Below are 21,250 nucleotides of genomic sequence, written 5' to 3'. Positions count from 1 at the left end.
AGTAAAAATTATAACCGCCTGGCCCGGGTGGAATTGCTTCATCAATTAGCTACATATCACACTTTATAACAACACTTTAGGACAGGAGAGTCACCTTGGAACAAACGGTAAACCTTTGGCCGCTAATTGGTATTGCGGCGATCGTAATCGGATTTTTACTGCGTATCAACGCAGTACTGGTGGTGATTACCGCCGGTATCATCACTGGTCTGGCGGCGCTAATGCCAATGGCCACTATTTTGGAAAAACTGGGTGAAGGTTTTCTCAATACCCGCAACCTGCCTCTGATTCTGTTACTGCCACTGGCTGTTATCGGCTTGCTGGAGCGCCACGGCTTGAAAGAGCGAGCGCAGGTGTGGATTTCACAAATTAAAAGTGCCACCTCTGGCCGTTTATTGATTGTGTATCTGTTTGTGCGTGAAGCGACAGCCGCGCTGGGTTTAACCAGTCTGGGTGGTCATCCGCAAATGGTACGGCCATTACTGGCACCGATGGCAGAAGGGGCGGCTGAAACCCGTTATGGTGAGTTACCGGAGAAAGTGCGTTATCGCCTGCGTGCAATGTCTGCCGCGACCGATAACGTTGGGTTGTTCTTCGGTGAAGATATTTTTGTCGCTTTCGGTGCGATTATTTTTATGCACAACTTTATGCTGGAATCCGGTGGCATTCAGACCGAGCCGTTACACATTGCGTTGTGGGGTATCCCGACGGCGATTTGTGCTTTCCTGATCCACGCCTACCGTTTGCAACGTTTGGATAAACACCTCGCCGCTGAGTTAACCGCGCTGAGTCAGTCTGCTTTGGCTACCAAGGGAGACGCAAAATGATTTTCCAACAACAATATCTTTATTGGCTGGCTGGCGTAGTGCTGTTGATTGTCGCGTTAATGTCATTTCGTGATAAGGCCAACCCGCGCCGTATCACCACCGGTTTATTTTGGGGATTATACGGGCTGATTTTCCTGGTGGGTGATTGGACCTATCGTCTGGCCAATACTTTGGCGGGCGAGGGACCGGATGAGAAGCGCATTCTGAATATTACTGTCGGTGTGGTGGTGGTGATTATGGCGCTGATTGCCGGTTTTGGTGGGGTAAAACTGGGTAGCTATCATCAACGCACTCCAGAACAGCGCGAAGTGAGTGCCAAGCGTTTGGGGAACCGGCTGTTCATCCCGGCATTGGCTATCCCAGTGGTGACGGTTATTGGCGTGCTGCTGTTTAACAATATCCCCGCGCTGGATCAATGGCTGTTTGGCACCGGCAACCACGCCACCTTAGTCACCTTATTCTCGATGACTGTTGGTTGTGTTCTCGGTTTGATTATTGCGGTCGTCATGACCCACGAAACCGCGGCACAACCGGTGCAGGAAGCTCGGCGTTTGCTCGATTCCATCGGCTGGGCATTTATCTTGCCACAGATATTGGCCACCCTTGGCCTGCTGTTTACCACCGCCGGGGTCGGAACTGCTATTGCCCATCTGACACAGGAATATCTGGCAGTCGATCATCGCTTTGTCGCCGTGGCGGTCTATGCTATTGGCATGGCACTGTTAACCATGATCATGGGTAATGCCTTTGCTGCTTTCCCCATCGTCACTGCCGGTATCGGTATTCCAATTTTAGTATTGCAACACGGCGGTAATCCCGCAGTGATGGCAGCTATTGGTATGTTCTCAGGGTACTGCGGTACCTTAATGACGCCGATGGCAGCCAACTTTAATATCGTTCCTGCTGCGTTACTGGAGTTGCCGGATAAGAATGCGGTGATTAAAGCGCAGATTCCAACCGGGGTGACTCTATTGATTGTTAACGTATTCTTGCTGTATTTCCTGATGTTCCTCTAGGAGTGGTGATGAGAAGTGTATTAATTACCGGGTTTGAGCCATTTGGTGGGGAGCGAGTAAATCCTTCTTGGGAAGTGGTCAAACAATTGAATGATTTAATGCTGGGTGGGGTCAGAGTGGTGGCTCGCCAGTTGCCTTGCGCCTTTGGTGAAGCATTAATTGCGTTGAATGCCGCGATAGATGAAATTCAGCCAGTATTGGTGTTGGCTGTCGGTCAGGCCGGGGGACGCGCCGATATTACTATCGAACGGGTAGCTATTAACGTTGATGATGCCCGTATTCCTGACAATTTGGGGAATCAACCGGTAGATCAGCCGATAGTTGAGGATGGCCCGGCGGCATACTTTACCCGTTTGCCCATCAAGGCGATGGTGCAGGGTATCCGTGAGGCGGGCATTCCGGCCTCGGTCTCCCAGACGGCCGGAACCTATGTCTGTAACCATGTGATGTACGGGTTATTGCATCGGTTAAACCAGCTCAATAGTGAGGTGAAGGGTGGTTTCATTCATATCCCTTATCTGCCGGAACAGGCGGTAGCTCACCCCGGATCACCCAGTATGTCAACACATTCAGTGCTGGTAGCCTTAGAACTGGCTATCTCTATTGCCATGCAAATTGAACACGATCTGCATATATCAGGCGGCGCGATCCACTGATTTCTCTATAAAAAAACGCCACCTTCACCGGTGGCGCTCTCATGATAAACAGTCTAATTACTCTGCTTATTTCTTCAGTTGACTATTGAAGTCACGTTCGGCATAACCGGTATAAAGCTGACGCGGACGGGCAATTTTAAGGCCCTCATCGTGCATTTCATTCCAGTGAGCAATCCAGCCAATGGTACGGGCTATCGCGAACATCACGGTAAACATTGAAGACGGGATCCCCATGGCTTTCAGGATGATACCTGAATAGAAGTCCACGTTTGGATATAGCTTTTTCTCAACGAAGTAGGGGTCTTCCAGTGCGATACGTTCCAGCTCTTTCGCGACAGCAAATAGGCTGTCATTTTCCAGTTTGAGTTCTTTCAATACCTCATCACAGGTTTCTTTCATCACCGTAGCGCGCGGATCGTAATTCTTATACACGCGGTGACCGAAGCCCATCAGGCGGAATGAGTCGTTTTTATCCTTCGCGCGTTTGATAAATTCTGGAATATGCTCGACAGATTTAATCTCTTCCAGCATTTTCAGGCAGGCTTCGTTCGCGCCGCCGTGAGCTGGCCCCCACAGGGATGCTATCCCCGCGGCGATACAGGCAAACGGGTTAGCGCCCGAAGAACCTGCGGTGCGCACAGTAGAGGTAGAGGCGTTCTGTTCGTGGTCGGCATGTAGGATAAAAATACGATCCATCGCGCGTTCCAGCACCGGGTTGACTTCATACTCTTCGCACGGTGTGGAGAACATCATACGCAGGAAGTTACCGGCATAGGACAGGTCGTTACGTGGATAAACAAACGGCTGGCCGATGGAATATTTATAACACATGGCAGCCACTGTTGGCATTTTAGACAGCAGACGGAAGGCGGTAATTTCACGATGGCGCTCGTTGTTTACATCCAGTGCGTCATGGTAGAACGCGGCCAGTGCACCGGTCACTCCGCATAATACAGCCATCGGATGTGAGTCGCGACGGAACCCACGGAACAAGCTGGTGATTTGCTCGTGGATCATGGTGTGGCGGGTTACTGTCGCTTTGAAGGTTTCATACTCTTCTGCTGTGGGGGTTTCGCCGTACAGCAAAATGTAGCAAACTTCCAGATAAGTAGAGTTTTTTGCCAATTGATCAATAGGGTATCCACGATGCAGTAGGATCCCTTTATCACCATCGATAAACGTGATTTTTGATTCGCAGGACGCGGTAGAGGTAAACCCAGGGTCATAGGTAAAATACCCTTTAGAACCTAAAGTGCTGACGTCGATCACGTCAGTGCCGAGGGTTGGGGATAGAACCTTCAGTTCAATCGCAGCTTCGCCTGCCAGATTCAGCGTCGCTTTTTTATCAGCCATTTACAGTCTCCTTCGCGCTTATTTTAAAAACCGCTAACAACTGGAATGTCTTAGATGCCTGTAGGGCATTATCTTATCGGCACTGCTCTGTTTGATTCACGATTAAACGTTTTATTCACGATTAAAACATGATTTAGGGTACAGAGTGTCTTACCAATGCGGCCAGCGATCCGAGAGGCTGGATCGATAGCGACGTTACAAAGTTGTTAACGATTTGTCGGATGCTTATCGTTTATAGTTCATTGCCTACGATATCTATGGGGATATTCACTTAATACACTGTTGCATAACTTAGGCTTATGGGGAAGTGTATCCGCAGACCTTTAGTGCATCATAGGGCTTATTTCTACCCTAGTTGTAATGGAAATGTTTATTCTTTGTCAAATCAGATAATTAATTTTATATAAATTGTGTAAATCGTGATCCTAATCACTGTTCAGGGGAAATGTTACCAATCGGTTTGTGTGGGAATTGTAATAAGAATGTGAACCCCCTATACTGCCGCCAGGTCTCCGGATTACCCTGAAGTAGGAGCACCCAGCGTTATATAGAACACGTCATTTAGGCATGCAGGATGTTATGTTTAAATGTGCGATGTGAAGGGTTTCGGCTCTTAACGCTGTCTGATCCCAACAAGGCCCGGAGGAAGGAAAATAATAAGAGCTGTGTGGGCAAAACCGTGAAAAAACAAAGACCTGTCAACTTGGATCTGCAAACGATTCGATTTCCCGTTACTGCGATAGCGTCCATTTTACACCGAGTCTCTGGCGTAATTACTTTCGTTGCCGTTGGTATCCTCCTTTGGCTGTTAGGTTTGTCTGTTTCCTCGCAAGAGGGATTCATGCAAGCAGCGGCTGTCATGAATAGTTTTATTGTTAAATTCATCTTCTGGGGAATACTTACTGCGCTGGCCTATCACGTTTGCGGTGGCATCCGTCACTTGCTTATGGATTTTGGCTACATCGAAGAGAGCTTGGCTGCGGGGACCCGCTCCGCACAAGTAACAATGGTGTTAACCTTGGTGCTGTCAGTTTTAGCTGGAGTCCTCGTATGGTAAGCAATGCTTCTGCGTTAGGGCGTAATGGAGTACACGACTGGCTGTTACTGCGTGCTTCTGCAATCGTCATCACTCTTTATATTCTTTATATCCTGGGCTTCGTCGTTATTGTCCCGGACATCACCTATGAAATCTGGCGCGGCTTTTTTGCCTCGCACATCACAAAAGTATTTACCCTGCTGACCTTGCTGTCGATTCTGGCTCACGCTTGGATTGGTCTGTGGCAGGTATTAACGGACTATATAAAGCCGCTAGCGGTACGACTGGTGTTACAACTGGCCGTTGTGGTTACGCTGCTGGTCTATCTATTGTATGGAACAATTGTGGTGTGGGGTGCTTAAATGAAACTGCCGGTCAGAGAGTTTGACGCTGTCGTCGTCGGTGCAGGTGGTGCAGGTATGCGCGCCGCACTGCAAATTTCACAAATGGGGCTGTCTTGTGCCCTGATATCTAAAGTTTTCCCTACCCGTTCCCATACGGTATCTGCGCAGGGCGGTATTACCGTGGCGCTGGGTAATACCCATGAAGATAACTGGGAATGGCATATGTATGACACGGTAAAAGGTTCCGATTATATCGGTGACCAGGATGCCATTGAATATATGTGTAAAACCGGTCCAGAAGCGGTACTCGAACTGGAACATATGGGGTTACCTTTCTCCCGTTTAGAAGATGGCAGCATTTATCAGCGGCCATTTGGTGGGCAATCGCGCAACTTTGGTGGTGAGCAGGCGGCGCGAACTGCGGCAGCCGCAGACCGTACCGGCCATGCGCTATTACACACCCTTTATCAGCAAAACCTGAAAAACCACACCACTATCTTCTCTGAGTGGTATGCACTGGATCTGGTGAAAAATCAGGATGGCGCCTTCGTTGGCTGTACTGCTATCTGTATTGAAACCGGTGAAGTGGTCTATTTCAAAGCGCGGGCCACCGTGCTGGCCACCGGTGGTGCGGGTCGTATCTATCAATCAACCACCAATGCGCACATTAATACCGGTGACGGCGTGGGGATGGCACTGCGTGCCGGTGTACCGGTGCAGGATATGGAAATGTGGCAGTTCCACCCGACGGGTATCGCTGGGGCAGGGGTGCTGGTTACCGAGGGTTGCCGTGGTGAAGGTGGCTATCTGCTGAATAAGCACGGTGAACGCTTTATGGAACGTTATGCCCCGAACGCCAAAGATTTGGCGGGTCGTGACGTGGTTGCACGTTCCATTATGATTGAAATCCGTGAAGGTCGTGGCTGTGATGGTCCTTGGGGCCCACATGCCAAACTGAAATTAGATCACTTGGGTAAAGATGTGCTGGAATCCCGCCTGCCGGGCATCCTTGAGTTATCTCGCACCTTTGCTCATGTTGACCCAATCAAAGAGCCTATTCCGGTTATTCCAACCTGTCATTACATGATGGGCGGTATTCCGACCAAAGTGACCGGCCAGGCAATTACAGTAAATGAAAAGGGTGAAGATGTTGTCATCCCTGGTTTGTTTGCGGTCGGTGAAATCGCCTGTGTTTCCGTCCACGGTGCCAACCGCCTGGGGGGCAACTCATTGCTGGACCTGGTGGTGTTTGGTCGTGCTGCCGGTATGCATCTGCAAGAGTCATTACTGGAGCAGGGTGCTAGCCGCGATGCCAGCGAATCAGATATTGAAGCCTCACTGGAACGAATGAACCGTTGGAACAACACCCGTTCAGGTGAAGATCCCGTTGAGATCCGCAAAGCACTGCAATCTTGCATGCAGCATAACTTCTCTGTATTCCGCGAAGGTGATGCGATGGCGAAAGGATTGGAAGAGTTAAGAACTATCCGCGAACGTCTGCAAAATGCCCGTCTGGATGACACTTCCAGCGAGTTCAATACCCAGCGTATTGAATGTCTGGAATTGGATAACCTGATGGAAACTGCGTTTTCCACCGCTGTATCAGCAAACTTCCGTACCGAAAGTCGTGGTGCTCATAGCCGCTTCGACTTCCCGGACCGTGATGATGCTAACTGGCTGTGCCATTCGCTCTATTTGCCAGACACTGAGAGCATGACCCGCCGTGAGGTAAACATGCAGCCTAAGCTACGCGCGGCATTCCCGCCGAAAGTGCGTTCTTATTAATGCATGTGTTGTGTTGATAGGGTTAAACCTAACCCGTTGCGGAGGAAAAGGTCATGAAACTTGAGTTCTCAATTTATCGTTATAACCCGGACATCGATAACGCGCCGCACATGCAGGATTATGAGCTGGAAGCGGAAGAAGGCCGGGATATGATGTTGCTGGATGCGCTCATCCAGTTGAAAGAAAAAGATCCTACCCTGTCGTTTCGCCGTTCATGCCGTGAAGGTGTGTGTGGTTCAGACGGTTTGAATATGAATGGCAAAAACGGTCTGGCTTGTATTACGCCAGTCTCGGTATTGCAAAAGGGTAATAAAAAGATTGTGATTCGCCCATTGCCGGGGTTACCGGTGGTGCGGGATTTAGTGGTCGATATGGGGCAGTTTTATACTCAGTACGAGAAAATTAAACCTTACCTGTTGAATGATGGCAAAAATCCGCCGGCACGTGAGCATTTGCAATCCCCGGAACAGCGCGAAAAACTGGATGGTTTGTATGAATGCATCCTGTGCGCCTGTTGCTCGACATCTTGTCCGTCATTCTGGTGGAATCCAGATAAGTTTGTCGGCCCGGCAGGGTTACTGGCTGCTTATCGCTTCCTGATTGACAGCCGTGATACCGAAACAGCAGCACGGTTGGATGACCTGGACGACGCTTTTAGTGTTTTCCGCTGCCATAGCATCATGAATTGTGTCAGTGTTTGTCCTAAAGGCCTTAACCCGACCAAAGCAATTGGTCACATTAAGTCTATGTTGTTACAGCGTAGCGCATGATAGTTACAGCGTAGCGCATGTATAGCTACAGGGTAGCGAATGATAGTTGCAACGTAGTGCATGATGTGAGTTTATTAACCCGGGGAATGTATTTCCCGGGTTGCTTCAAGGTAGGGAATCTCTAAAAGCCGGCATGCAGTCAGTTTTTAGAGGTTCCTTGAACGGGACCGTTAAGGTCCATAACAGAACGTGCATTGAGCACGTCGAGTGAACCGTTTTTACGGCAAACCGTTGATACTACGGTGTATATGTTAACCACGGCGAAAACTGAAGCTTCAAAGCTTAAGGGATCATGATGCAGAACGGCGCAATGAAGGCCTGGCTGGATTCCTCCTATCTGGCGGGCGCGAACCAGTCCTACATAGAGCAGCTCTATGAAGACTTTTTAACCGATCCTGGTTCCGTTGATGATAGTTGGCGTTCAATTTTTCAACAGCTACCAACAACGGGTGTAAAACCTGATCAGTTCCACTCTCAAACACGTGAGTATTTCCGTCGCTTGGCGAAGGATTCCTCTCGTTATAACTCATCCATCAGCGATCCTGAAAATGATGCCAAGCAAGTTAAGGTGTTGCAGTTAATCAACGCCTTCCGCTTCCGTGGTCATCAACATGCCAACCTTGATCCACTCGGTTTGTGGAAGCAGGAGTCTGTTCCAGACCTTGAACCTTCCTACCACCACCTGACCGAAGCCGATTTCCAAAACACCTTCAATGTGGGTTCTTTTGCTATTGGCAAAGAAACCATGAAGTTGTCTGACCTGTATGCAGCACTGAAACAGACCTATTGCGGCTCTATCGGCGCTGAATACATGCACATTACCAACACCGAAGAAAAACGCTGGCTTCAGCAGCGTATTGAGTCGGTGGTTGGGAAACCGACATTCAGTGATGAAGAAAAACGTCGCTTCCTGAGCGAATTGACTGCCGCTGAAGGTCTGGAACGTTATTTAGGGGCTAAATTCCCGGGCGCGAAGCGTTTCTCGCTGGAGGGCGGCGATTCGCTGGTCACCATGCTGAAAGAGATGATTCGCCATGCGGGGAAAAATGGTACCCGTGAAGTGGTTCTGGGGATGGCTCACCGTGGCCGCCTCAACGTATTGATCAACGTTTTGGGTAAGAAGCCGGAAGATTTGTTTGACGAATTTGCCGGTAAGCATAAAGAGCATCTGGGGACCGGTGACGTTAAATATCACCAAGGCTTCTCATCCGATGTGGAAACTGAAGGTGGCCTGGTTCACCTGGCACTGGCCTTTAACCCATCCCATCTGGAAATTGTCAGCCCGGTGGTTATCGGTTCGGTACGTGCACGCCGTGATCGTCTGGATGAAGCACGCAGCAATATGGTTCTGCCAATCACTATTCATGGTGATGCGGCGATTACCGGCCAGGGCGTGGTGCAAGAAACACTGAATATGTCACAGGCACGTGGCTATGAAGTGGGCGGGACGGTGCGCATTGTTATCAACAACCAGATTGGTTTCACTACCTCGAACCCACTGGATGCGCGTTCTACCCAGTACTGTACCGATATCGCCAAAATGGTACAGGCTCCGATTTTCCACGTGAATGCTGATGATCCTGAAGCTGTGGCGTTTGTTACCCGTCTGGCGTTGGATTTCCGTAACACCTTTAAACGTGACGTGATGATCGATCTGGTTTGCTATCGCCGCCATGGGCATAACGAAGCCGATGAGCCAAGTGCAACGCAGCCCGTGATGTATCAGAAGATCAAAAAACACCCGACGCCGCGCAAGATTTATGCTGACAAGCTGACCGAGCAAAATATCGCCAGCCTGGAAGATGCCACGGAAATGGTCAACCTGTATCGTGATGCGCTGGATGGTGGTGACTGTGTGGTGGAAGAGTGGCGTCCGATGAATCTGCAATCCTTCACCTGGTCGCCGTATCTGAACCATGAGTGGGACGAAGAATATCCAAGCAAAGTTGAGATGAAACGCCTGCAAGATCTGGCGCGTCGCATCAGCCATGCGCCGGAAGCCATTGAAATGCAATCCCGTGTTGCCAAGATTTATGGCGATCGTGCTTTGATGGCAAGTGGTGAGAAGCCGTTTGACTGGGGTGGGGCTGAAACACTGGCTTACGCAACGCTGGTAGATGAAGGGATTCCGATTCGTTTGTCCGGTGAAGACGCGGGTCGCGGTACCTTCTTCCATCGTCATGCGGTGATCCATAACCAGAAAAATGGCTCGGTTTATGTGCCGCTGGCGAACGTACACAGTGGGCAGGGTGACTTCCAGGTTTGGGACTCCGTGCTGTCAGAAGAAGCGGTGTTAGCATTTGAATATGGCTATGCCACCGCAGAACCACGCACCCTGACTATCTGGGAAGCGCAGTTTGGTGACTTTGCCAACGGTGCGCAAGTGGTTATCGACCAGTTCATCAGCTCCGGTGAGCAGAAATGGGGCCGGATGTGTGGCCTGGTGATGTTGCTGCCACATGGTTATGAAGGGCAGGGTCCAGAGCACTCATCCGCACGACTGGAGCGTTATCTGCAACTTTGTGCCGAACAAAATATGCAGGTGTGTATCCCCTCTACGCCGGCGCAGGTTTACCACATGATCCGTCGTCAGGCATTACGTGGTATGCGTCGCCCGCTGGTGGTAATGTCACCTAAGTCATTGTTGCGTCATCCGTTGGCCATATCATCGCTTGATGAATTGGCAAATGGCAGCTTCTTACCAGCGATTGGTGAAGTTGACGAGCTGGATGCGAAAGGCGTCAAACGTGTCGTTATGTGTTCAGGCAAAGTGTATTACGACCTGCTGGAACAACGCCGTAAGAATGGGCAAACCGATGTTGCTATCGTGCGTATTGAGCAGCTTTATCCGTTCCCGCATCATGCTGTACAAGCGGTGTTGGAACAGTTCGCTCATGTGCATGATTTCGTCTGGTGCCAGGAAGAGCCGCTGAACCAGGGTGCCTGGTATTGTAGCCAGCACAACTTCCGCGAAGTGATTCCATTTGGTGCTTCCTTGCGTTATGCCGGTCGCCCTGCATCAGCTTCACCGGCAGTTGGATACATTTCCGTACACCAGAAACAACAACAAGCTCTGGTTAATGACGCGCTTACCGTCGAGTAGCGAGCCGGTTAACATATAAAGGATAGAGAATGAGTAGCGTAGATATTAATGTTCCTGACCTCCCTGAGTCTGTCGCTGATGGCTCTGTAGCAACTTGGCACAAGAAACCGGGCGACAGCGTTAAACGCGATGAAGTGCTGGTTGAGATTGAAACGGACAAAGTGATTCTGGAAGTTCCGGCCAGTCAGGACGGTATTTTAGACGCCATTTTGGAAGACGAAGGCGCGACTGTGACCTCACGTCAGGTACTGGGCCGTATTCGTCCAAGTGACAGTTCAGGTAAGCCGACGGAAGAAAAAAGTCAAAGCACTGAGTCCACTCCGGCGCAGCGCCAGACCGCTAGCCTGGAAGAAGAGAGTAACGATACTCTCAGCCCGGCAATTCGCCGTCTGATTGCAGAACATGACCTTGATGCTACTGCCATTAAAGGCAGCGGCGTGGGTGGCCGTATTACCCGTGAAGATGTCGATAGTCATTTGGCAAACCGTAAAACGGCACCGGCAGTGGCTGAGACCAAAGTAGCCGCCGCCGCACCTGCGGCACTGGCTAGCCGTAGCGAAAAACGCGTACCTATGACCCGCTTGCGTAAACGTGTTGCTGAGCGTTTGTTGGAAGCGAAAAACAGTACAGCAATGCTGACCACGTTTAACGAAATCAATATGAAGCCGATCATGGACCTGCGTAAGCAGTACGGTGAAGCTTTCGAGAAGCGCCACGGTGTTCGTCTTGGCTTTATGTCCTTCTATATCAAAGCGGTAGTTGAAGCTTTGAAACGTTATCCTGAAGTGAATGCTTCTATTGATGGCGAAGATGTGGTCTATCACAACTACTTTGATGTCAGTATTGCGGTTTCTACCCCGCGCGGTCTGGTGACGCCAGTGTTGCGTGATGTAGATACCCTGGGTATGGCTGATATCGAGAAGAAAATCAAAGAACTGGCTGTAAAAGGCCGTGACGGCAAACTGAAAGTAGAAGAGCTGACTGGCGGTAATTTCACTATTACCAATGGCGGCGTATTCGGCTCCCTGATGTCGACTCCGATCATTAACCCACCACAAAGCGCGATCCTTGGTATGCATGCTATCAAAGACCGGCCAATGGCGGTAAATGGTCAGGTAGTGATTCTGCCAATGATGTATTTGGCACTGTCCTACGATCACCGTTTGATTGATGGCCGCGAGTCCGTGGGTTATCTGGTGACGGTGAAAGAGATGCTGGAAGATCCAGCTCGCTTACTGCTCGACGTATAAAAAAGATAAATGACAAGGTCAGTCTGATTGCAAGGTGTTGATTAACCTGCCTCCGTGCAATCAGGCTACCTAGTAGGCTTCGGCCCATCTCAGACCTTATATGGATAGAACATCATGAATTTACACGAATATCAGGCAAAACAACTGTTTGCTCGGTATGGCATGCCAGCGCCAACTGGCTACGCTTGTACTACACCGCGTGAAGCAGAAGAAGCCGCATCTAAAATCGGTGCTGGCCCGTGGGTGGTTAAATGTCAGGTGCATGCGGGTGGTCGCGGTAAAGCGGGCGGCGTGAAACTGGTTAACAGCAAAGAAGATATTCGTGCTTTCGCTGAACAGTGGTTGGGTAAAAACTTGGTGACCTACCAGACAGATGCCCACGGTCAGCCGGTTCACCAAATTCTGGTTGAAGCTGCGACTGATATCGATAAAGAGCTGTATCTGGGCGCGGTTATTGACCGTAGCTCCCGTCGCGTGGTGTTTATGGCATCCACTGAAGGCGGTGTTGAAATTGAGAAAGTTGCCGAAGAAACGCCTGAACTGATCCACAAAATCGCATTGGATCCGTTGACGGGGCCGCAGCCTTATCAGGGCCGCGAGTTAGCCTTTAAACTGGGCCTGACCGGTAAGCAAGTCACTCAGTTCACCAAGATCTTTATGGGCCTGGCAACATTGTTCTTGGAACGTGACTTGGCGATGGTTGAGATCAACCCGCTGGTGATTACCAAACAGGGCGATCTGATCTGTCTGGATGGCAAGCTGGGTGCTGATGGTAACGCCTTGTTCCGTCAACCAGAACTGCGTGAAATGCGTGATAAGTCGCAGGAAGATAAACGTGAAGCTGATGCGGCGCAGTGGGAACTGAACTACGTGGCGTTGGATGGCAACATTGGTTGCATGGTTAACGGTGCCGGTTTGGCAATGGGAACCATGGACATCGTGAAACTTCACGGTGGTGAACCGGCTAACTTCCTCGATGTTGGCGGTGGTGCAACCAAAGAGCGTGTGACTGAAGCATTCAAAATCATTCTGTCTGATGACAAAGTGAAAGCGGTTCTGGTTAACATTTTCGGCGGCATTGTGCGCTGTGACCTGATCGCTGACGGCATCATTGGTGCGGTTGAAGAAGTGGGCGTAAACGTGCCAGTGGTGGTTCGTCTGGAAGGAAATAACGCTGAACTGGGTGCCAAAAAATTGGCAGACAGCGGTTTGAATATCATTGCTGCGACCAGCCTGACAGATGCGGCTCAGCAAGTTGTAGCGGCAGTGGGGGCTAAATAATGTCTATTTTAATTGATAAAAACACCAAAGTTATTTGCCAGGGTTTTACCGGTAGCCAAGGGACTTTCCACTCCGAACAAGCTATTGCCTATGGTACAAAAATGGTTGGCGGCGTAACGCCAGGTAAAGGCGGCACCCAGCATCTGGGCCTGCCAGTATTCAATACCGTACGTGAAGCAGTAGAAACTACCGGTGCTACGGCATCTGTTATCTACGTGCCAGCGCCGTTCTGTAAAGACTCCATTCTGGAAGCTATTGATGCCGGTATCAAACTGATCATCTGTATTACTGAAGGCATCCCAACACTGGATATGCTGGTAGTAAAAGTCAGATTAGAACAGTCTGATGCACGGATGATCGGTCCGAACTGCCCAGGTGTTATCACCCCAGGTGAATGTAAGATTGGCATCATGCCGGGCCACATTCATTTACCGGGCAAAGTGGGTATTGTTTCTCGTTCCGGTACTTTGACCTATGAAGCGGTAAAACAAACCACGGATATCGGTTTCGGTCAGTCCACTTGTGTTGGCATCGGTGGCGACCCGATCCCAGGTTCTAACTTCATTGATATTCTGAAGTTGTTCCAGGAAGACCCGCAGACTGAAGTTATTGTGATGATCGGTGAAATTGGTGGTAACGCTGAAGAAGAAGCCGCTGCTTATATTAAAGATCACGTGACCAAACCTGTTGTGGGTTACATCGCCGGTGTAACTGCACCAAAAGGTAAGCGTATGGGCCACGCAGGCGCCATCATTGCGGGTGGTAAAGGAACTGCGGATGATAAGTTCGCGGCGCTGGAAGCTGCCGGTGTGAAAACAGTCCGTAGTCTGGCTGAAATCGGCAATGCCGTTAAAGCCGTGTTACCGCAGTAAGCCATTAGATACGATGTTAGTTTGATAACTAACTCAAGATAGAGGCCACCTTGCGGTGGCCTTTTTTGTGGCTAATCAGAACGTATTCAGGGCGGTGATTAAGATAATATCTGTTTGCGCTTGTTGCTTAGCCTGCTCAGTGCTGGCACTGGTAGTTTGTTGCTGCAACGTAGCCAATGCAGCATCATAACTGGCTCTATCCTTAAACAACTTATCTTTGACGTTAATTGACGCAATATTGGTGTAGCGACCATCTGCTGTTGCTGGTACTGCAATTTTGCCACTATTAATCAACTGTTTGACAATCTTCTGCTGTTTGTCAAAACCTTCCAACCCGATTAAATGCCAGCGCTGCTGAACTTTACCCTCATACTTCCCGGCCTTAATATCAGTCAAATAGCGAATGGTCAGATTACGTATTGTGCCGTCTTCCTCACCGTATTGTGCTTTACTGTCTGATAACACTTGGAATTTCTGTCCTTCCAATGCGCCACCTTTTTGCGTCAAATGCCCCATCCGGTAACTGTTCATTCCCAGATGAATAGGAGTGCTATCGGTAACAGGCGTGCCGTCATTGAGGCGTAGGTCGGTGATGCGCGAACCTGCTGGTTTACGCAAATCGATGGTGTAGGTCACACCATCGAAGAAGTCATTGGTCGAATATTTTGAAGCGCGACGTTGTGGATTAAAACTGTAGGTGACATCACCCGCTTTAACCTGATTAAAGTAATCAGCCGACCACTCCATGTACTGTTTTAACGCTTTACCGGTCAGAGCATAAACGGTGATTTCACCGCCGGCATATTGATAGTTAAATGCAATGTCTTTAGCGGTGATATCACCGACATCCAGTTTAGGATGGTCGTTATCAATCTGTAAGGCAATAACCTGCGCCTGAGGAGCATAATAATGTGCCGCCTCCTGATACAACGCGCTGATACCGGTATCCTGAATATGAACCTGAGGAATACCTTTAATCTCATCGGCCGGTACCAGATTACTGCCGCTCAAGGTTGCAATCACCCGATTAGCATTGGCGCGCAAAATATCATGATAAGGCTGGTAAATCGCTTCCAGCTTTTTATCAGACTCGACTCCCTTGATCGGGTAGGTATAGCTGTCTTTATCCACCAGATGATATTTACCCTCACGCTGCTCAAATTTCAGATCAATGCGGGAGAGCGCGCGGCCATACTTATCTGGTTCAGTGATAATGACACCGTTAACCACTGCTTTATCAATCTTCACATGCATATGACCTGCGACAATGGCTGCCAGCTCTGGATTGGCCTTGGCGATATCGCCAACCCCGGTGCCAGGGCGCTGATTCTCATTATCGACTCCCATATGGGCAACCAGCACGATGGCATCTACTTGTGGCTGGATTTGCTGAATAACCTTTTTCACTTCTTGTACTGGATCGGTGAAATGAATGCCATTGATACGGTCGGTGCCTTGTGCAAACTCCGCAGTCATTGGGGTATCCATGCCAATAATGCCGATTTTCACCCCCTGACGTTCGATGATTTTATAAGAGGGGAGGTAAGGTTTACCTGAATCCCAGAAGATATTCCCCGCCAGTGCCGTGCCATCAAATTGTTTTAGTGAAGTGGAAAGGGCTTTCAGGCCAAAATCAAATTCGTGGTTGCCCATCACCCAGGCATCATATTTTAAGGCATTGAAGCCGAGAATCATCGGGCTGATCGGCTCATTTTTAAAGGTTTCAACAAAGTTGCCCTGAAGGGTATCACCGGCATCGACCAGAATCACATTCGGCTGTTCAGCCCGTATTTTTTGCACTTTCGTGGCTATCTGGCTCAGGCTACCGGCTAAGTTTTCACTGTCACTGGCATAGTCCCACGGCACAAAAGTACCATGTAAATCAGAGGTGCCTAAAATAGTGATATCAACTTGTTGCGCGGCGATGGAAGTGGTACTGACACAGAGTAATGTGGTGAGCGCTATTTTTTTCATTGTAGAGGATTCAATATTTTATCAAGAAATAGCATTTCATCATGCAACAAAATGGCAACACTTGCGAACGCTTCCCTCAAGTTAGACTAATATATTTATATAAAACTCGGAATTGTGATTTAACTCTCTCTGAGTGTAATAAATTTAAACGTTAATCTGGATCGCATAATAACGCAGTAATAAAGCATTAGAGAAACCATAAAATTACATTTCATTAACAGATTGGGGTTATATAAAAACAATCAAACTTTTAATTAACATGAAAAAGAATTAATTGTTCTAAATCAAGTTTTGAATATAGCAATAATGTTCATATGAGCTTAAATTGTTCTAGATCAAACTACGGCGGGATGGGCAAATGGCCTGTTTGTTGACCTGTATCCAGAACTCAACGCTGGGTCACGTAAAATCCTATTTATTGTGTGGGATTAGAAGCGTACTATTACCGCGGTGTAATACTGGGTAGTTGATATTGTTATTTTTGTTGTGTTTTTTTGGGCATTCACTGCGGGGTAATTTCAGGGCTTCCAATTTAGTTAGCGGAGGCTCGGTTGCCGCAAGTCGGAGTCTTCCTGCGAGGAGCAAGGAGTCAAGATGTTTGATATTGTCGAACTGTCACGGTTACAGTTTGCCTTAACGGCAATGTACCATTTCTTATTTGTCCCACTAACGCTGGGTATGGCGTTTATGTTGGCAATTATGGAATCGGTTTATGTGCTGTCTGGTAAACAAATCTATAAAGATATGACCAAATTCTGGGGCAAGTTATTTGCTATTAACTTTGCTCTGGGGGTTGCTACTGGTTTGACTATGGAGTTCCAGTTCGGGACTAACTGGTCATATTTCTCACATTACGTCGGTGATATCTTCGGTGCCCCTCTGGCAATTGAAGGTTTGATGGCGTTCTTCCTGGAGTCTACTTTCGTCGGTCTGTTCTTCTTCGGATGGGATCGCCTGAGTAAACATCAGCATTTGGCTGTAACCTGGCTGGTTGCATTAGGCTCTAACTTCTCTGCGTTGTGGATCTTGGTTGCCAACGGTTGGATGCAAAACCCGATTGCATCTGATTTCAACTTTGAAACTATGCGTATGGAAATGCTGAGCTTCTCTGAACTGGTTCTCAACCCGGTTGCACAGGTGAAATTCGTTCACACTGTAGCGGCAGGGTATGTGACTGGCGCGATGTTTGTGCTGGGTATCAGTTCTTACTATCTGTTGAAAGGCCGTGATATTCCGTTTGCCAAGCGTTCCTTTGCCATTGCGGCGAGCTTTGGCTTGGCTGCCGTATTGTCGGTTATCGTGCTGGGTGATGAATCTGGTTACGAAATGGGCGATGTGCAGAAAACCAAATTGGCTGCAATTGAAGCTGAATGGGAAACCCAACCGCCTCCGGCAGCCTTTACGCTGTTTGCTATCCCGAATCAAGAAACCATGGAGAACCGATTTGCGGTTCAGATTCCATTTGCCTTGGGGATAATAGCGACCCGTTCATTGGATACACCGGTTATCGGCTTGCGTGATTTGATGTCTCAGCATGAAGTCCGTATCCGTAATGGTATTCATGCTTACAGTCTGCTAGAAAAATTACGTTCGGGTAACACTGACCCTGAGGTGCGTGAAGCCTTTAGTAAGGCGAAACAAGATCTGGGCTACGGTCTGTTACTGAAGCGTTATACCCAAAACGTTACCGATGCGACTGAAGAACAAATTCAGTTGGCGGCTAAAGACTCAATCCCACGTGTTCTGCCACTGTATTTCGCTTTCCGCATCATGGTTGCCTGTGGCTTCCTGATGTTGCTGATTATCGGTCTGTCCTTCTATAACGTAGTTCGTGGCCGGATTGGTGAGAAAAAATGGTTACTGCGCGCAGCATTGTTTGGTATTCCGTTGCCGTGGATTGCAGTAGAAGCAGGTTGGTTTGTGGCGGAATATGGTCGTCAGCCATGGGCTATCGGTGAAGTGCTGCCGACAGCAATTGCAAACTCGTCAGTCACCGCTGGGGATATTCTATTCTCCATGGGGTTGATCTGTGGTCTGTACACGCTGTTCCTGGTGGCAGAAATGTACCTGATGTTCAAATTCGCGCGCCTTGGGCCAAGTAGCCTGAAAACGGGCCGCTATCATTTTGAACAGCCGACTGCCCCAGTGCAGGAAGCACGGTAAACAGGAGTCCACTTATGTTTGATTATGAAGTATTACGATTTATCTGGTGGCTGCTGATCGGTGTGCTGCTGATTGGGTTCGCAGTAACCGATGGTTTCGATATGGGTGTCGGTATCCTGCTGCGTATCATCGGTAAGAATGATACAGAACGTCGTATTATGATTAACTCGATTGCCCCTCACTGGGATGGTAATCAGGTTTGGTTGATCACTGCGGGTGGGGCGCTGTTTGCTGCCTGGCCAATGGTGTATGCAGCCGCATTCTCCGGCTTCTATATTGCGATGATTCTGGTATTGGCTGCGTTATTCTTCCGTCCGGTCGGTTTTGATTACCGTTCTAAGGTGGAAGATAACCGTTGGCGCAATATGTGGGACTGGGGCATTTTTGCTGGTAGCTTCGTGCCAGCGGTAGTCTTCGGTGTGGCATTCGGTAACTTGCTGCAAGGGGTACCGTTCCACATGGATAGCTACATGCGCCTGTTCTACACCGGTAACTTCTTCCAGTTGCTGAATCCGTTTGGGTTACTGGCGGGTGTTGTCAGCTTGACCATGCTGGTAACGCAAGGTGCTACTTACCTGCAAATGCGTACCCGTGGTGAGTTGCATCTGCGCTCCCGTACTGCGGCTCAGATCTCTGCGTTGGTGATGAGTGTGGCCTTCCTGTTGGCCGGTATCTGGTTAGTTAAAGGTATTGATGGCTTCGTTATAACCTCAGCTTTGGATACGGCGGCTGAATCTAACCCGATGCGCAAAGAAGTTGCACATCAGGCGGGTGCATGGTTGATTAACTTCAATAAGTACCCAAGCCTGTGGGCGCTGCCTGCTCTTGGGGTTATTCTGCCACTGTTCACCATTTTGCTGTCGCGCTTTGAAAAAGGGGCTTGGGCCTTCCTGTTCTCATCACTGACTATTGCCTGTGTGATTCTGACTGCCGGGGTAACTATGTTCCCGTTCGTTATGCCATCAAGCACGGTACCAAATGTCAGTCTGACAATGTGGGATGCCACCTCTAGCCTGTTGACGCTGAAAGTGATGACCGTTGTTGCGATAATCTTTGTTCCTATCATCCTGCTGTACACCAGTTGGTGTTACTACAAGATGTTCGGGCGCATTGATAAAGACTTTATCGAAAACAATAAGCACTCACTGTACTAAGGAGCATAAAGCATGTGGTATTTTGCCTGGATTCTAGGGACACTTCTGGCCTGCTCCTTTGGTATCATTACTGCTCTGGCGCTGGAGCAGAGTGAAGCCAATGCAGCAGCGAAAGCCGCTAATAATGGCAATGATGATGTTGTCTGATAAGTTATACGATTTACTGGATAAGGGCCCGTTCAGGGCCCTTTCACTGGTGCTCGCGTTTGCTGTGGCATTCTGTGTGTTTTGGGACCCTTCGCGTTTTGCGGCGGCAACCAGTTCACTTGAGGTCTGGCAAGAGGTGTTTATCGTGTGGGCGGTTTGTACCGGTGTGATTCATGGGGTAGGTTTTCGCCCTAAGCGGATATGGTTGCGTGCTTTTTTCTCACCACTTCCCGCAATTGTGATCTTGTGCGCGGGATTATTCTACTTTTTTGTCTAATCTGTACACGTTTCGTCTAATCTGAACACAATCTATCCTTATGGGCCATTCGGCCCATAATTATTTTCGTTCTATTCCCTCAAGTGATTCCAAAGCTTAGCGCTCTTCAGTATAGTGTGTCCGTTAACTGCATTACTGGGAAGTAGAGTGAGTAATACGTTGTTTCGATGGCCGGTACGTGTCTATTTTGAAGACACCGATGCTGGCGGCGTGGTATACCACGCACGCTACGTTGCCTTTTATGAAAGGGCGCGCACTGAAATGTTGCGCCAACGCAATTTTCACCAGCAGCAATTGCTCAGTGAGCATGTCGCTTTCGCTGTCCGCCGCATGACGGTAGAATACCTGGCACCGGCACGTCTTGATGATATGCTGGAAGTACAGAGTGAAATTACCGCAATGCGTGGGGCTTCTCTCACGTTTGCTCAACGAATTCTCGACACACATGGCAATCTTCTGAGTAGTGCAGAAGTATTGATCGCATGTATCGATCCACACCAAATGAAGCCAAGAGCGCTTCCTAAGTCTATTGTCGCGGAGTTTAAGTAGTGGCTGACATGAACATTCTGGATTTATTCCTGCAGGCAAGCCTATTCGTTAAGCTTATCATGCTGGTATTAATGGGCTTTTCTATTGCTTCATGGGCGATCATCATTCAACGAACGCGTATTCTGAATGCTGCCACCCGCGATGCAGAAGCCTTTGAAGATAAGTTTTGGTCCGGTATTGAGCTGTCTCGCTTGTATCAGGAAAGCCAGGCTCGTCGCGAGACTCTCGGGGGCTCCGAGCAGATCTTCCATTCTGGATTTAAAGAGTTTGCCCGTTTACATCGCGCAAACAGCCATGCACCAGAGGCGGTGATTGACGGTGCCTCCCGTGCGATGCGCATCTCAATGAACCGTGAATTAGAAGCTCTGGAAACTCATATTCCATTCCTCGGTACTGTTGGTTCCATCAGCCCGTATATTGGCCTGTTTGGTACAGTATGGGGGATTATGCATGCCTTTATTTCTCTGGGTGCAGTAAAGCAGGCGACGTTACAAATGGTCGCACCAGGTATTGCCGAAGCACTGATTGCTACCGCGATCGGTCTGTTCGCTGCGATCCCTGCTGTTATGGCCTATAACCGCCTGAACCAGCGCGTGAATAAACTTGAACAAAACTATGACAACTTCATGGAAGAGTTCATTGCTATTCTGCATCGTCAGGCTTTTGCCAGCGCCGAGAGCAAATAAGTAGGGG

At 49.0% G+C, this 21,250-nt stretch carries 19 protein-coding genes; 17 read left to right on the top strand and 2 right to left on the bottom strand.

The features are described from left to right. Window positions 1-95 precede the first annotated feature (95 nt). Genes V2A84_RS12400 through pcp form a run of 3 tightly spaced genes read left to right on the top strand, consistent with a single transcriptional unit; the run spans window position 96 to window position 2,499 of the window. Window positions 96-827: a DUF969 domain-containing protein gene (locus V2A84_RS12400; protein ID WP_083159609.1), complete on the top strand. Its 732-nt coding sequence runs from the start codon at window positions 96-98 to the stop codon at window positions 825-827. Beyond that, window positions 824-1,843, top strand: coding sequence for a DUF979 domain-containing protein (locus V2A84_RS12395; RefSeq protein ID WP_372558357.1), 1,020 nt, complete (start codon window positions 824-826; stop codon window positions 1,841-1,843). Before V2A84_RS12400 ends, V2A84_RS12395 begins: the two co-directional genes overlap by 4 nt. Window positions 1,844-1,851: 8 nt before the next feature. Then, a complete protein-coding gene (gene pcp, locus V2A84_RS12390) occupies window positions 1,852-2,499 on the top strand; it encodes a pyroglutamyl-peptidase I (RefSeq protein ID WP_083159607.1) in 648 nt (215 codons plus the stop codon). Between the two features lie 66 nt (window positions 2,500-2,565). On the opposite strand, the gene V2A84_RS12385 is transcribed toward pcp, so the two are convergent. Continuing rightward, window positions 2,566-3,852 (bottom strand): citrate synthase, encoded by a 1,287-nt coding sequence (locus tag V2A84_RS12385; RefSeq protein ID WP_083159605.1) that lies wholly within the window; start codon window positions 3,850-3,852, stop codon window positions 2,566-2,568. 667 nt (window positions 3,853-4,519) lie between these two features. On the opposite strand from V2A84_RS12385, the gene sdhC reads away from it, so the two are divergent. From sdhC to sucD, 8 genes are all read left to right on the top strand, one after another. Continuing rightward, window positions 4,520-4,909: a succinate dehydrogenase cytochrome b556 subunit gene (sdhC, locus tag V2A84_RS12380; protein ID WP_083163805.1), complete on the top strand. Its 390-nt coding sequence runs from the start codon at window positions 4,520-4,522 to the stop codon at window positions 4,907-4,909. Next, a complete protein-coding gene (gene sdhD, locus V2A84_RS12375) occupies window positions 4,903-5,250 on the top strand; it encodes a succinate dehydrogenase membrane anchor subunit (RefSeq protein ID WP_050098880.1) in 348 nt (115 codons plus the stop codon). Before sdhC ends, sdhD begins: the two co-directional genes overlap by 7 nt. Beyond that, window positions 5,251-7,017, top strand: a complete 1,767-nt coding sequence (gene sdhA, locus V2A84_RS12370; RefSeq protein WP_083159603.1) for a succinate dehydrogenase flavoprotein subunit — start codon at window positions 5,251-5,253, stop codon at window positions 7,015-7,017. Window positions 7,018-7,070: 53 nt separating this feature from the next. After that, window positions 7,071-7,787 carry a succinate dehydrogenase iron-sulfur subunit gene (locus V2A84_RS12365; protein WP_442821110.1) on the top strand — a complete coding sequence of 239 codons (717 nt, stop codon included), beginning with the start codon at window positions 7,071-7,073 and terminating at the stop codon, window positions 7,785-7,787. Window positions 7,788-8,082: 295 nt separating this feature from the next. Then, window positions 8,083-10,890 carry a 2-oxoglutarate dehydrogenase E1 component gene (sucA, locus tag V2A84_RS12360; protein WP_083159599.1) on the top strand — a complete coding sequence of 936 codons (2,808 nt, stop codon included), beginning with the start codon at window positions 8,083-8,085 and terminating at the stop codon, window positions 10,888-10,890. Window positions 10,891-10,919: 29 nt separating this feature from the next. Then, on the top strand, window positions 10,920-12,140 hold the full coding sequence (gene odhB, locus V2A84_RS12355) for a 2-oxoglutarate dehydrogenase complex dihydrolipoyllysine-residue succinyltransferase (RefSeq protein ID WP_083159597.1): 1,221 nt from the start codon (window positions 10,920-10,922) through the stop codon (window positions 12,138-12,140). 114 nt (window positions 12,141-12,254) lie between these two features. Beyond that, window positions 12,255-13,421 (top strand): ADP-forming succinate--CoA ligase subunit beta, encoded by a 1,167-nt coding sequence (gene sucC / locus V2A84_RS12350; protein ID WP_005188956.1) that lies wholly within the window; start codon window positions 12,255-12,257, stop codon window positions 13,419-13,421. Beyond that, a complete protein-coding gene (gene sucD / locus V2A84_RS12345; RefSeq protein WP_083159595.1) occupies window positions 13,421-14,293 on the top strand; it encodes a succinate--CoA ligase subunit alpha in 873 nt (290 codons plus the stop codon). The genes sucC and sucD overlap by 1 nt, the downstream gene beginning before the upstream one ends. Before the next feature lie 75 nt (window positions 14,294-14,368). On the opposite strand, the gene V2A84_RS12340 is transcribed toward sucD, so the two are convergent. Continuing rightward, entirely contained in the window at window positions 14,369-16,267 is a 1,899-nt protein-coding gene (locus V2A84_RS12340) for a bifunctional metallophosphatase/5'-nucleotidase (RefSeq protein ID WP_083159593.1), read from the bottom strand. A gap of 594 nt (window positions 16,268-16,861) precedes the next feature. On the opposite strand from V2A84_RS12340, the gene cydA reads away from it, so the two are divergent. From cydA to tolQ, 6 genes are all read left to right on the top strand, one after another. Next, the gene (gene cydA / locus V2A84_RS12335) at window positions 16,862-18,430 is read left to right on the top strand and encodes a cytochrome ubiquinol oxidase subunit I (RefSeq protein ID WP_083159591.1); all 1,569 of its coding nucleotides are present in this window, start codon (window positions 16,862-16,864) and stop codon (window positions 18,428-18,430) included. A 14-nt stretch (window positions 18,431-18,444) separates the two neighbouring features. Beyond that, on the top strand, window positions 18,445-19,584 hold the full coding sequence (cydB, locus tag V2A84_RS12330; RefSeq protein WP_083159589.1) for a cytochrome d ubiquinol oxidase subunit II: 1,140 nt from the start codon (window positions 18,445-18,447) through the stop codon (window positions 19,582-19,584). 12 nt (window positions 19,585-19,596) lie between these two features. After that, window positions 19,597-19,731, top strand: a complete 135-nt coding sequence (cydX, locus tag V2A84_RS12325) for a cytochrome bd-I oxidase subunit CydX (RefSeq protein ID WP_025383069.1) — start codon at window positions 19,597-19,599, stop codon at window positions 19,729-19,731. Then, on the top strand, window positions 19,721-20,008 hold the full coding sequence (gene ybgE, locus V2A84_RS12320) for a cyd operon protein YbgE (RefSeq protein ID WP_193784831.1): 288 nt from the start codon (window positions 19,721-19,723) through the stop codon (window positions 20,006-20,008). The genes cydX and ybgE overlap by 11 nt, the downstream gene beginning before the upstream one ends. 147 nt (window positions 20,009-20,155) lie before the next feature. Then, entirely contained in the window at window positions 20,156-20,557 is a 402-nt protein-coding gene (gene ybgC / locus V2A84_RS12315; protein WP_032907060.1) for a tol-pal system-associated acyl-CoA thioesterase, read from the top strand. Continuing rightward, a complete protein-coding gene (tolQ, locus tag V2A84_RS12310) occupies window positions 20,557-21,243 on the top strand; it encodes a Tol-Pal system protein TolQ (RefSeq protein WP_005188971.1) in 687 nt (228 codons plus the stop codon). Before ybgC ends, tolQ begins: the two co-directional genes overlap by 1 nt. Window positions 21,244-21,250 lie beyond the last annotated feature (7 nt).

It is taken from the genome of Yersinia sp. 2553 StPb PI, from assembly GCF_052217105.1.
Classification (GTDB): domain Bacteria; phylum Pseudomonadota; class Gammaproteobacteria; order Enterobacterales; family Enterobacteriaceae; genus Yersinia; species Yersinia enterocolitica_E.
The sequence above is the reverse complement of the archived record's forward strand: the minus strand, read 5'-3'. Positions and strand labels throughout refer to the sequence as shown.